General features: G+C 64.3%; 9 protein-coding genes. 5 read left to right on the forward strand and 4 right to left on the reverse strand.

Translation table 11 applies throughout. The features are described from left to right. The first annotated feature begins 241 nt into the window (after positions 1–241). From ACOX7T_RS04045 to ACOX7T_RS04055, 3 genes are read left to right on the forward strand one after another with little or no spacing between them, the layout of a single operon-like run. Positions 242–634 (forward strand): GntR family transcriptional regulator, encoded by a 393-nt coding sequence (locus ACOX7T_RS04045; protein WP_433440124.1) that lies wholly within the window; start codon positions 242–244, stop codon positions 632–634. Continuing rightward, the gene (locus tag ACOX7T_RS04050; protein WP_433440126.1) at positions 631–1,533 is read left to right on the forward strand and encodes an ABC transporter ATP-binding protein; all 903 of its coding nucleotides are present in this window, start codon (positions 631–633) and stop codon (positions 1,531–1,533) included. The genes ACOX7T_RS04045 and ACOX7T_RS04050 overlap by 4 nt, the downstream gene beginning before the upstream one ends. Further along, positions 1,508–3,541, forward strand: a complete 2,034-nt coding sequence (locus tag ACOX7T_RS04055; RefSeq protein WP_433440128.1) for an ABC-2 transporter permease — start codon at positions 1,508–1,510, stop codon at positions 3,539–3,541. Before ACOX7T_RS04050 ends, ACOX7T_RS04055 begins: the two co-directional genes overlap by 26 nt. Before the next feature lie 69 nt (positions 3,542–3,610). Here the strand turns inward: ACOX7T_RS04055 and ACOX7T_RS04060 are convergent, their stop codons facing one another. Together ACOX7T_RS04060 and ACOX7T_RS04065 are read right to left on the reverse strand one after the other, a co-directional pair. After that, a complete protein-coding gene (locus ACOX7T_RS04060) occupies positions 3,611–5,956 on the reverse strand; it encodes an FAD-binding protein (RefSeq protein ID WP_433440130.1) in 2,346 nt (781 codons plus the stop codon). A gap of 115 nt (positions 5,957–6,071) precedes the next feature. Next, entirely contained in the window at positions 6,072–6,980 is a 909-nt protein-coding gene (locus ACOX7T_RS04065) for a LysR family transcriptional regulator (protein ID WP_433440132.1), read from the reverse strand. 268 nt (positions 6,981–7,248) lie between these two features. On the opposite strand from ACOX7T_RS04065, the gene ACOX7T_RS04070 reads away from it, so the two are divergent. Further along, on the forward strand, positions 7,249–9,477 hold the full coding sequence (locus ACOX7T_RS04070; RefSeq protein ID WP_433440134.1) for an FAD-binding protein: 2,229 nt from the start codon (positions 7,249–7,251) through the stop codon (positions 9,475–9,477). Positions 9,478–9,566: 89 nt separating this feature from the next. Here the strand turns inward: ACOX7T_RS04070 and ACOX7T_RS04075 are convergent, their stop codons facing one another. After that, positions 9,567–11,333 carry a flavocytochrome c gene (locus ACOX7T_RS04075; protein ID WP_433440136.1) on the reverse strand — a complete coding sequence of 589 codons (1,767 nt, stop codon included), beginning with the start codon at positions 11,331–11,333 and terminating at the stop codon, positions 9,567–9,569. 119 nt (positions 11,334–11,452) lie between these two features. Here ACOX7T_RS04075 and ACOX7T_RS04080 point away from each other — a divergent pair, with 119 nt between their 5' ends. Next, positions 11,453–12,268 (forward strand): MerR family transcriptional regulator, encoded by an 816-nt coding sequence (locus tag ACOX7T_RS04080; protein ID WP_433440138.1) that lies wholly within the window; start codon positions 11,453–11,455, stop codon positions 12,266–12,268. Between the two features lie 81 nt (positions 12,269–12,349). Here the strand turns inward: ACOX7T_RS04080 and ACOX7T_RS04085 are convergent, their stop codons facing one another. Beyond that, complete coding sequence (locus ACOX7T_RS04085) at positions 12,350–12,808, reverse strand: FMN-binding protein (protein WP_433440140.1); 459 nt, start codon at positions 12,806–12,808, stop codon at positions 12,350–12,352. Between the last annotated feature and the right edge of the window lie 20 nt (positions 12,809–12,828).

The following is a 12,828-nucleotide window of genomic DNA, read 5'->3' on the forward strand; positions in this document are numbered from 1 at the left end:
AAGGCTGTTCGAAAGAAGATTACGACGACTTCTTCCGGGCAACCGGTTACATAGAAAACACACGGGAAACCGGAGCTGTCACATCCGTTTTGCCTGTGTGTGATTCAGATGAGTGTTGCAAAGGCAATTTTGAATGAAATATCATAATTTCTTAAAGTCTTTTCAGCGGCAGGCGTGTATACTGACTGTACCAAGAAAGCTCATACAGTGCGGGCGGGCCCGCACGGGAAAGGAGAGCGCCATGATCTCTCTCAACTACCGGGACCAGCGTCCCATCTATGAACAGGTCAAGGACGGCCTGCGCCATCTGGTGGTCACCGGGGCCATCCAGACCGGTGACAAGCTGCCCTCGGTGCGGGCGTTAGCCGCCTCCCTGGCCATCAACCCCAACACCATCCAGCGGGCCTACGAGTCCCTGGAGGCGGAGGGCTATCTCACCTCCCAGCCGGGCAAGGGCTCCTTTGCCGCCCCCGGGAGAGATGTCAACGCCCAGCGGCGGGAAGAGCTGCTGCGGCAGTTCGACCGGTCAGCAGCGGATCTGCTGTTCCTGGGGCTGTCCCCGGACGAGCTGGCCCGGCGGGTTATGGCGGCGGGGTCGGTTCCCGCCGGAGTGAAGGAGGAGAAAGCGCAATGATTGAGGTCAAAGAGCTGGTCAAGAGCTTTGACGGCTTCCGGGCTCTGGACGGACTGAACATGACGGTACCCACCGCTTCCATCTACGGGCTGGTGGGCCCCAACGGCGCGGGCAAGTCCACCCTGCTGCGGCACATCACCGGCGTGTGGCGGCAGGACAGCGGCACGGTGCTGGCCGACGGAGCCCCCATCTACGAAAATCCGGCGGTGAAGGCCCGCATCGCCTCCATCCCCGACGACCTGTACTACTTCCTCTCCGCCTCCACGGCGGACATGGCCGCCTTCTACCGGGGCTTCTATCCCCGGTTCGACATGGGCCGGTACGCCGCCCTGCGTGAGGTGTTCTCCGGCATCGACGAGAAGCGGGCCATCCGCCGCCTGTCCAAGGGCATGCAGAAGCAGGCCGCCTTCTGGCTGGCCATGTGCTGCCGGCCGGACATTCTGGTGCTGGATGAGCCGGTGGACGGCCTGGACCCGGTGATGCGCCGTCAGGTGTGGGGTCTGCTGATGGGGGACGTGGCGGAGCACGGCACCACGGTGCTGGTGTCCTCCCACAACCTGCGGGAGCTGGAGGACGTGTGCGACCATGTGGGCATCCTCAGCCACGGCAAGGTGCTCATTGAGCGCTCCCTCAGCGACTTGCAGGAGAACCTGGTGAAAATGCAGGTGGTGTTCCAGGAGAAGGAGCTGCCCAGGCTGCCCGACGACATGGAGGTGCTCCACGTGTCCCACGTGGGCCGTATCCACACCCTGATTGTCCGGGGCAACGCCACCGAGGTGACCAACCGTCTGGCGGTGTACGCCCCCATCCTCATGGAGGCCCTGCCGCTGACACTGGAGGAGATTTTCATTTACGAACTGGGAGGTGAGGACTATGCCGTCCGCGACATTGTGCTCTAAGGGGCCCAATCCCTGGTGGAATTCCACCCTGTACCGCAAGAATCTCAAGCGCTTCTGGCCCATCTGGGGGTCCTACGGGGTGATTCTGTTCCTCGTTCCCCTTTTCTTCCTGCTGACCTGGCTGGACCGGAGCGACTACCTGGACGTCAACAGCGTGGCCATGGACCTGCTGGGCTTTATCAGCCCCATGGGCCTGATTCTGTCTGCGGTGTGGTCCATTATCAGCGCCATGGCCGTGTTCTCCTACCTCTATAACAGCCGCAGCGTCCAGCTCTACCACGCCCTGCCCATCCGGCGGGAGGGGCTGTACCTGACCAATTACCTGTCCGGCCTCAGCTTCCTGGTGCTGCCCCTGGGGGTTGTGTTCCTGCTCACCCTGGGGGTGGAGGCGGTGTCGGGCACCCTGATGCTGTGGCCTTTGCTCCAGTGGCTCATCGCCCAGGTGTGCTTCGCCCTGTTCTTCTACTCCTTTGCCGCCTTCTGCGCCCTCTTTGTGGGCCATATCGTGGCCCTGCCCGTGTTCTACGGCATCCTCAACTTCCTGGCCTTCGGTATGAGTCAGCTCCTCAGCGAGCTGTTCCGCCAGTTCGTCTACGGCTATCACAGCTGGCCTGCCATGTCCCAGCTGGCCCAGTGGCTCTCCCCCTTCATCGTGCTCTACCGGGAGGGCGGTGTCCGGGTGGGCGATACCGGCGGCTATTTCTTCACCGGCCTGGCCACCGCTCTGGTCTACGCTCTGGCCGGCCTGGTCCTGGCCGCTCTGGGCCTGCTGGTGTACCGCACCCGTCCCCTGGAGACCGCCGGCGACGTGGTGGCCGTCAAGTGGGTGCGGCCCGTGTTCAAGTACGGCGTGGCCTTCTGCGCCGCCGTCACCATCGGCATCTTCCTCCGTGAGCTGTTCCGCTCCCTCCTGCCCGGAGGCATGTGGCCCATGCTGGGCCTCATGGTGCTGGGCGGCCTCATCGGCTACTTTGCCGCCGAAATGCTCCTGCGCAAGACCTTCCGGGTGCTCCGCCGGAGCTGGAAGGGCGCCCTGGCCCTGTGCCTGGTACTCACCGCCGCCGCCCTGACCATGAACTACGACCTCATCGGCTTCAACCGGGCCCCCTCCCGGTACAACGTGGTGTCTGTCAATCTGTGGGGCCCCTACACCTACCCCAGCGACAGCGCCTCTCACTTTGATATCTACTGCACCGACAGCGAGGACATCGAGGCGGTCCTGGCCCTTCACCAGGCCATCGCCCGGGACCAGCAGGAGCTGCAGGACCGGCTGGAGCATGACCGCTACTCCACGGGCTACGACCCCGAAAATCCGGACCAGCCCCTGGTTCAGTCCCAGAACGTGTACTTCTCCTACAACCTGGCCGACGGCTCCCAGCTGACCCGGGAATACACCCTGCAGCTCTACACCACCGACCTGGCCGACCCCAACTCCGTGGCCTCCCTGCTCAACAACATCATCAACGCCCCCGATGCCATAGAGGACTCCTACTTCTCCGGCGTGGAGAGCCAGGACGCCTTTGACAGCCTGGCAGAGGCCTCTGTGGAAAATGTGTACAACGCAGGCAGTCAGACCTATGACAGCCTGGAGGTACTCTCCGAGGCCGACCGGAACGCCCTGCTTGCCGCTGTACGGTCCGACCTGGCCGCCGGACGGCTAGGCCAGCGGTATCTCTTTGACGACAAGGAGCGCAACGACACCTGCTGTCTGGCCGACCTGAAGCTGAGCTTCTTCAAGACCGTCAAGGACCCCGACCAGTACGGCGAGGTATGGGAGCACGACTGGAGCACCACCGTGACCATTGGCCTCCAGATTACCGCCACCGACACCATCGCCTGTCTGGAGGAGCTGGGGCTGATAGACGAGAATCACCAGCTGACCACCCACACCGAGGATATGCTCCGCTACTCCGGTGAGCCCGGCGCCGCCGATACCGTCCGGGAGGATGGTCCCTACACCGAAGAAGTAGTCGACGGCCCCCGGGCCGAGGTCATCCCCGCGGACTGAAAACCTGAGCGGACACAAAAATATCCCCCGGCGCGTGATACGCGCCGGGGGATTTGTTCTGCTTCTGGATTACTCCTGGTTCAGGAGCTGGCCCAGGCCCTTGCCGCACAGGTAGCCGGAGACCAGGCCCCAGCCGTTGTTGGCGCCGCCGTAGGTGACGTAGGGCTTCTTCTCGGTGAAGAGGACGCCCATGGAGTCGGTGCCCACGGCGTACAGGCCGTTGATGACGGTCTCGCCGTCCTCAGAGAGGACCTGCATGTCGCTGTTGATGTCCAGGCCGCCGCAGCTGCCGTAGCAGTAGGAGGCCATGATGACGCAGTAGTAGGGGCCCTCGCCCACCTTGTCCAGGAACTCGGCGGGCTTGCCGAACTGCTCGTCCACGCCGGTCTCACAGTAGCCGTTGTAGGTCTCCACAGTGGCGGAGAGGACAGCGGGGTCCATGCCCAGCTTCTCGGCCAGCTCCTCGATGGTGTCGGCCTTGACCACAATGCCCGCCTCCTCGGCGGCGGCCATCACGTCAGCCACATTGGGCACGGGGGTGTTCATGGGGATGGGAGTGCCGGAGCTGAGGAACTCGGCGGAGGGGCCGGAGCGGTCGGTGTCAAAGCCCTCGGCGGCAATCTTGTCCAGCTGCTCCTGGCTCCAGATGCTGTAGTAGTTGGGGCCGGCAATCCAGGGGTCCAGGAAGGACACGCCGGTCTCGGAGGTGAAGCGCTCGCCGTTGGCGTCCACGGCCAGGGAGTCGGCGCTCCAGCCCAGGTTGGCGGGCAGGTCGCCCTCGGTCCAGAAGGCGGGACGGCCGGTAACCTTGCCCACCTCGCCCTCGATGTAGTGGGCGTCAAACTGGGTGGTCAGCCAGGTCTCGGTGCCGGAGTTGTGGACCTCGGGGGGCATGCTGATGTTGTAGGTGCCGGCGCCGATGTCCATGGCAGCCTGAAGCATCTTGCCGTCGTTCTGGGTGGAGCCCAGGTGCTTCCACACGCCGTTGATGGGATAGTAGTCGTTGCGCAGCAGCTCCTGCTCCAGCTCGGGGCTGCCGGCGTAGCCGCCGGTGGCGATGACCACCGCGTCGGCGTTGATGGTGTACTCGGTGCCGTCGGCCAGGTTGCGGGCCTTGGCGCCGGTGACGGTGTTGGTGGCCTCGTCGTAGATGAGCTCGTAGCCCTCGGTCTCCAGCATATAGGTGCCGCCCAGAGCCTCGAAGTCGGACCACATGCCGTCAAAGTAGGCGCCGATCTCCGCCTTGTTGTACATGATGTCGTTGGGCAGCCACTGGTACTTGGTGACGTACACGTCGCTCTCGGTGAAGCCGGTCATGGGCTCGGCAAAGCCCACGCCGTGGTCATAGACCAGCCAGTCCAGCACCTCGCCGGACTCGTAGATCATGCGGTAGACAATGTCCTCCTTGGCGTCGCCCTCGCCGTAGGCCACCCAGGCGTCGTACATCACGTCGGCGTCGGTGTAGTCCTGGCCGTTGTTGTGCTCGGCCTGGAACTTGGGAGGATTGACGAACAGGGCCTCGGTGGTGATGGAGGAGGTGCCGCCGTACCGGCCGGCCTTGTCAATGGCCAGCACCTGAAGGCCCTCCTCGGCGGCGGCCAGAGCGGCGGTGGTGCCCGAGCCGCCCATGCCGATGACCAGCACCTGGGTGTCAATGGTCTCCTCGCCGCCCTTCTTGGGCACGTCCACCTGGAAGGCGGACACGGCGGATGCGTCGGAGCCGCCGGCCACAAGGGCCTCCTCCAGGGCGGTCTTGGTGGCCGCCTTGATGGCGTTGGAGGACACGGTGGCGCCGGTGATGGAGTCCACGGTGATGGACTGGTTCTCAATCATCCGGGGGATCATCTTGTCGATGGCGGCCTGGAGAATGGTGGGGGTGTCGGAGGTGTTCTCGGTGTCCACGGTGATGGAGAGAATCTCGGTCTCGGACACCTCAACGGTCACGTTCAGGCCGTCCCGGGCCCGGTAGCTCTCGGCGTAGGCAGTGTAGGTGCCGGGGGCCATCTTTACCTCGGCGGTGTTCTCCTCGCCCTTGGCCTGGGCGATGCAGTCGGCGGCGGCGGCACGGACCGCGTCGCTGGTGAGGGTGGCGCCGGACACGCCGTCCACCTCAGCGCTCTGGGCGTCCAGAATCTGCTGGGGCATCTGCTCCACCGCGTTGGAGCCGATGCCGTCGCTCTCGCTGTCGCCCACGATGGCCACGTCGGTGATGCTGTTGGCGTCAAAGGTCATGGTGACGGTCACGTCGCCGCCGTAGCCCTGGGCGGTGGCAGTGTACTCGCCGGGGGTGTAGATGCCCTGGGCCTCGGAGCTACCGGAGGGGCTGGGACTGGTCTCCGCCGGGGTCTGCTGGCAGCCGGTCAGGGACAGAACCAGCGCGGCGGACAGGGCGCCTGCAAGGATTCTTCTCTTCATTGCTCTCTTCCTTTCCATTTTGGACGGCTTTTGCCGCCTATCCTGCCCTTTATTATAATTGTCCCGCCCCGCCGAGGCCACTAAGGAAAAATGATGGCTGACTCAATATTTTTGATTATTTTTTCACAATACCCTGTTCCCCGCCCCGGAGCAGGACGGAGAGCCGGTCCTTCATGGCCAGCCGGTCCGGGTCCAGCCCCCCCTTCCGCCAGGCCAGTACCAGCCGCTCCCGGCCCGGGTGGTCGGTGATGGGCACAAAGGCCAGCTCCGGGTACAGCTCCGGGCGGCACAGGCGGCTGACCCAGATAGCAGACCCCCAGCCGCTGCGGACCAGAATCTCCCCGCTGGTGTGGTCCTCCACCCGGCAGTACTCCCGGGGATGTCGGCCCGAGCGGGCCAGCTCAATGGTGCGCTCCTCGTTGTTCTTCTCGTCAAAGTTTACCAGGGGCTGCTCCTCCACCTCCGCCATGGTCACGCTCTCCCGCAAGGCCAGCGGGTGGTCCTTGGCCACGGCCAGCATGAGCCGGTCCTCCTCCAGAAGCTCCCACTCCAGCCAGTCCTCGGCCTCAAAATAGGCCCCGTACAGGGTGATGATAAAGTCCAGCACCCCGTCCCGCAGGCTGTCCAGCAGCTCGGTCTGGGGCTTCTGGTAGAGCAGGGGCTTCCACTTGGCCCCCTCCAGGCGCAGCTGCCGCAGCAGCCCCACCAGGTCCTCCTTCACCATCTCCCCGTGGTAGCCGATGCGCAGCAGGTTGGCGTACCCCTCCTCAAAGCTCTTCACCCGCTCCCCCGCCGCCTGGGCCTGGGCCACAATCTCCCGGGCGTCCTGGAGAAACACCTCCCCCGCCGGAGTCAGGGTGAGGGACCGGTAGCCCCGCTCAAACAGCCGCACGCCGATTTCGTTTTCCAGGTTGGCAATCTGCTGGGTCATGGCGGTCTGGACGATGAAGCACTCCCGGGCCGCCCGGGTGAAGTTCAAATGGGTGGCCGCGCTGATGAAGTATTTGAGCTGTCTGATTTCCATCTTCTTCCCTCCGATATGCCGTAAAAAGGGATATTTTCCCCCTCTTTTTCCTGTCGCCGGACAATTTCTATCCGTATTGTAGAAAAAATCACAAAGAAAGTCAAATACCGGAAGCGCCTGTGAAAAAAGATTGTGAAAAAAATGTTTTTATTTTACTTGCGCAGAACCGCGGCAGGCATTATAATACCCTCTCGGACAAAGTACTTTTTCCCCTGTTTCGTCGGGAAATCGTGCACGATCCCAATTTATTTCGCATCAAGGAGGATACATGAGCATGAAACCCATCCGCAAACTGACTGCCCTGCTCCTGAGCGGCGCTATGGTGCTGAGCCTGGCCGCCTGCGGCACCGACACCGGCGACACCAGTCCCGCGCCCACCGGCAGCGCCTCTGCCGAACCCCAGACCTACACCGCCACCGCCAAGGGCTACGGCGGCGACGTGACGGTGACCCTGACTGTCACCGGCGCCACCGTGGACTCCATCCTGGTGGAGGGCCCCAACGAGACCGAGGCCATCGGCGGCGCGGCCATCACCGGCTTCAATGAGACTCTGGCCGCCTACGAGGGCCAGGGCGTGGACCAGGTGGCCGTGGTGGACACCGTGTCCGGCGCCACCTTCACCTCCACCGCCGTGCAGAACGCCCTGAAGGACGTGCTGGCCCAGGCCACCGGCACCGAGGCCACCGGCGAGAAGACCCCCGTGGCCGACTCCACCGCCACCTATCAGGCCCCCGGCAACAGCGTCACCAGCCAGGTGAGCGTGGAGGTCACCCTGAAGGACAACCGGATTGAGGCCATCACCGTCGGGGACAACAGCGAGACCGCCGAGATTCTCCAGACCGTCATCGACAACCTGATCCCCCGCATCATTGAGACCCAGTCCCTTGCCGTGGACGCCATCTCCGGCGCCACCGTGTCCTCCAACGCGGTGAAGAGCTGCGTGGCCCAGGCCATTGACGCCAACGGCGGCGACTCCTCCGAGTGGTACACCCCCGTGGAGAAGAAGACCGACGTGGTCACCCTGGAGGGCTACGACGTCATCGTGGTGGGCCTGGGCGGCGCCGGCGTGACCGCCTACATCAGCGCCGCTGAGAACGGCGCCACCGTGTTCGGCATTGAGACCGCTGGCAAGATCGGCGGCACCTCCGCCAACGTGTCCGGCCCCATGGCCATCAACCCCCAGACCAAGATGGACAGCCAGAACGGCGGCGAGAAGTTCCTGGAGGAAGAGGACCTCATCGCCGACTGGCTGGAGTACTGCAACGGCGAGGCCAAGGAGGATATCGTCCGTGAGTTCGTCAACGAGTCCGGCGAGACCATGGACTGGCTCATCAACGACTACGGCTTCCAGTTCGGCGACATCTCCGCCTTCTTCCACCCCAAGATGTGGAAGGTGTGGGCCTCCTACCAGGGCAACAAGACCGACATGTTCACCTCCGCCGTGGACAAGGCCAAGGCCATGAACGAGAAGAACGACTACATGCTGGAGCTGACCGCCACCGACCTCATCACCGACGGGGACAAGATCACCGGCGTGAAGGCCGTATCCTGGGACGGCACCACCTATGAGATCTACGGCGACAGCGTCATCCTGGCCACCGGCGGCTTCCTGGGCAACAGCGAGATGACCGAGGAGTACATGGGCGGAACCTTCACCGCCGACGCCATGCTCCAGAACGACGGCGCCGGCATCCAGATGGCTCTGGCTCAGGGCGCTGCCACCTACAACATCGGTATGCCCGGCATGGTCCACATCGCCCAGACCAAGACCATCATCAAGAACGATGACCTGACCGCCGACCAGAAGGCCGTGCTCACCGGCATGGTCCTCTCCCCCGAGTCCATGATCGTGGGTACCGACGGCACCCGCTTCATGAGCGAGGCCGGCAACATCGCCTTTGACAACTGGATGGGCGGCGACACCTACTACGCCATCTACTCCCAGGCTCAGATCGACTCCTTCAAGACCAGCGGCATGCTCTCTCCCGGCACCCCCATGTTCCTGGCTCAGGGCGGCGCTGTGGAGGCCAACACCCCCATCACCGACCTGGACACCATCCTGTCCGTGGGTGAGTCCTACGGCATCGTGGTGAAGGCCGACACCATGGAGGAGCTGGCCGGGAAGCTGGGTGTGGACGCCGCGGCGCTGACTCAGTCCGCCGCCGACTACACCTCCTACGCCAAGGGCGAGGCTGAGGACCCCTTCGGCAAGGACACCGCCATGATGTCCACCCTGGAGGAGGGCCCCTTCTACGCCATTGTGGGCGCGGGCTACTACTACGGCACCTGCGGCGGCCTGGACATCAACGCCGACATGCAGGTCCTCAAGACCGACGGCACTGCCTTTGACAACCTGTACGCTGTCGGCCAGGACTCCATGGGCGTCCTCTTCTGCGAGGAGAAGGCCTATGTGACCTACGGCGGCGCGGCCCAGGGCTGGGTCATCACCTCCGGCCGTCTGGCCGGAGCCAACGCCGCCGCCGCCTTTGCCGGCTAATCCCGGCGCGGCAGAGGGTCGAAAATACAGCAAGGCCCCCGGAGCATCTGCTCCGGGGGCCTTGTCTTTCCCTCTCTGTTTCCGGCGTCTTACTCCGCCCAGGCGGCGGCGTTCTCGCCGGCAATCTTGCCGAACACCAGGTTCACAGCCACAGGATTGGCGCCCCAGGTACCCACGCTGGCGCACTCGCCGGCGGCGTACAGGCCGGGGATGGCCTGGCCGTCCTCGGTGAGGACACGGGTGTCGGTGTCGGTGGCAATGCCGCCGAAGGTGCCCTGGACCCGGCAGGTCATGCGGCAGGCGTAGTAGGGGGCCTCGTCAAAGGTCATGTTCAGCATGGCCCGGCCGAACTCCTCGTCCACGCCGTTGGCCACGTAGCCCTGGTAGGTGGTGATGGTCTCCTGAAGAGCCGCGGGGTCCACGCCGATCTTCTCAGCCAGCTCCTCGATGGTGTCCGCCTGCTCAAAGAGGCCCAGCTCCATGTACTCACGCACATCCTGCATGGAGCTGACGATGGAGTTGTCAAAGATGGCCCAGCCGGAGCCGCCCTGCTCCACCACCTGCATGCCTACGCCGTAGCCGCCCTGGTCGTTGACAAAGCGCTGTCCGGCGTCGTTGACAAAGATGGCGCCGGTATTGAACAGGCTGCCCATGTAGTAATAGTAGCCGTTGGGCTGGGTGTGGTAGGTGAAGTTGACCCGGATGTAGTCCATGTCCCGCAGCTGCGCACCCACCGCAGCGGCCATGTTGTGGCCGTCGCCGGTGGCGCCCACGGAGCAGGAGCTCAGGTAGCCCTCCAGCTCAGGCACCTGCTCGGTGACCATCTCACTGTTGGCGCCGAAGCCGCCGGTGGCCAGAACCACGCTCTTGGCGGAGATGGTGTAGGTGCCCGCGTCGTTCTCCACCTTCACGCCGGTCACGGCGCCGTCCTCCATGACCAGCTCGGTGGCGGCGCTGTTGAGGCGGATGTCCACCCCCGCCTTCTCACACTCGGCCTCCAGGGCGGAGACAATCACCAGGCCCAGCTTGCCCGCCTCACGGGAGGAGGTCACGCTGGAGCCGGAGCTGGTGACGGTGAGCATGGCGCCGATGCTCTTGAGCCAGTCCACCGCCGCGCCGTTGTTGTGGGCCAGGATGTCAAAGGCCTCGGGAATGCCGTTGGGGTTGGCGTTGACGTAGTTCTCATACATCTGGTCCATGGTCACCGGAGTGCCCAGGGCCTTGTGCACATTGCTCTCCGACGCGCCCATGGACTCGATGGAGAAGCAGGAGGTGCCGCCCACAAAGCCCAGCTTCTCCAGCAGGATGACCTGCTTGCCGGCCTGGGCGGCGTGGATGGCGGCGGTCATACCGGCGCCGCCGGCGCCCACCACCACCACGTCGGCGGTGCAGTCCTCGGCCACGGCGGTGCTGGGAATCTCACCGTCAAAGTCCGCGGGGTCGCCGCCGGCCTGGGTGATGCAGTCCTTCACAGCGGACAGGAAGGCCATGCTGCTGATGGTGGCGCCGGAGACGTTGTCCACCGCCAGGGACTGGTTGGCCACAATCTGCTCGGGGTACTCCAACAGGGGCACCTCGCCCACGTGGTAGGTCTCCTTGTGGGAGACTACCTCAATGCTGTCAATGCTGCTCTCCCCCACCGTGACCTCCACCACGATGGCGCCGTTGCGGCCCTCGCCGATGCCCACATAGGTGCCGGGGGTCATGCCGGTCTGCTCGGTCTGGACAGCCTGGCTCTCACTGGGCGTGGGGGCCGGGGTCTCCTGGCCGGTCTGCTCCCCGGTAGAGGTGCAGGCGGTCAGCAGGAGCGATGCCGACAGGAGCGCCGCAAGCAGGCCACTGGTTTTTCTCTTCATTTTCTCTTCCTCCTTGTTTACATGTCACAAATCTTTCACTATAATCTGTTGTAGATTTGCGAATAGACTATAAACCCTGTGGTTGCCACAGAGTCAATACGGGAAGGAAATTTTTTGTTATGAATTTCACGATTAGCCGTCTGGCCCAGGCTCTGGGCCTGCGCACCGAGACGGTGCGCCACTACCGCGAGTGTGGTCTGCTCCATCCCCGTCTCCGGGAAAACGGCTATTTTGCCTATGATCCGGGGGACGCCCTGTCCGCCCTGCTGGTGCGGGAGCTGCGCAGTCAGGAGGTCTCCCTCCACGACATCAAACAGGCCCTGGACACCCAGACCATTGGGGACTACTGCCGGATGCTGGACGACAGGCAGGCCGCCCTGGAGGAGCAGGTTGAGCTGCTGCGGCTCCAGCAGGAGCGGCTGCGGGAGACCCAGGTGTATGCCAGCTGCGGCGTGCGGATTCTGGGAGGCGTGGAGGAGTTTGACGGGCCGCCCACCTGGGCGGTAGGGGTGCTCACCCGGGAGGGCCTGACCCGTGAGAGCTGCCTGGACCAGTGGGTGGACCATTTCCCCTTTACCTACGTGTCCATTACCATCCCTCTGGAGGAGCTGAACCGCTCCTCCGCCGGACGGGAGCCCTACCGGCTCTCCGTGGGCAGCGGCGCCCTGGAGAAGTATGTGGAGCGGTTTCACCTCCCCCTGCCCCAGGGGGCCTTTTTCCAGCCCGGAGGCCACTTCATCCGCACCTGCGTGCCGGTGGAGGATGTGCTGGCCCTGTCGCCGGAGGACCTGCGCCCCCTCTACGACTACGCCGCCGCACACCACATGCGCTTTGTCAGCCACACCGGCGGCCGGCTGCTGTTTATTGAGCGGTCGGGCAAAAAGCCCCTCTACTATGTGCTGGTGTGGGTCCGGGTGGACCCGGAGCAGGGATAGACCCGGGCAAACGCCCGGTCCGGCAGACAGAAAAAGCGCGGTGCACAGATGTGCACCGCGCTCTTTTTCTCCTGTTGGGAATCAGCCGGCAGTGGGCTCGGAGACCACCACGGTCTCCCCGGCCACGCCGGAGTCCAGAATGGCCTTCATCATGGCCTTGGCGTTGTTGGAGGCCATGGTGGCGCCGGTGACGCCGTCAATCTCAGCGCTGCCGCCGGCCTTGAGGATGTGGTCATTCAGCTCAGGCATCCAGGCGGAGGGAGCGGGGTCCATGGGGTAGGTCTCGGGGGTGGTCTCGCTCTTCTTGTTGCCGTCGGCGTCGTAGCTGTCAAAGACGGCGGAGACCAGGGTGCCGTCCTTATACTCCACCACCAGCCGGTCCCGCCAGCCGTAGGCGGCCTGGGTGGAGGCGTCGTCCATCTCGGCGGTGTAGGTGCCGTCGGCCATGGTCTTGGGGGTCTCGGCGGCAGTCTTGGAGCAGCCGGCCAGGGACAGCAGCATGGCCGCGGACAGGGCGGCCGGCAGAATCAGTTTCTTCATGGTATCTTTCCTCCGGGAAT

Source organism: Pseudoflavonifractor sp., from assembly GCF_050943825.1.
In the GTDB taxonomy this organism is placed as follows: domain Bacteria; phylum Bacillota; class Clostridia; order Oscillospirales; family Oscillospiraceae; genus Pseudoflavonifractor.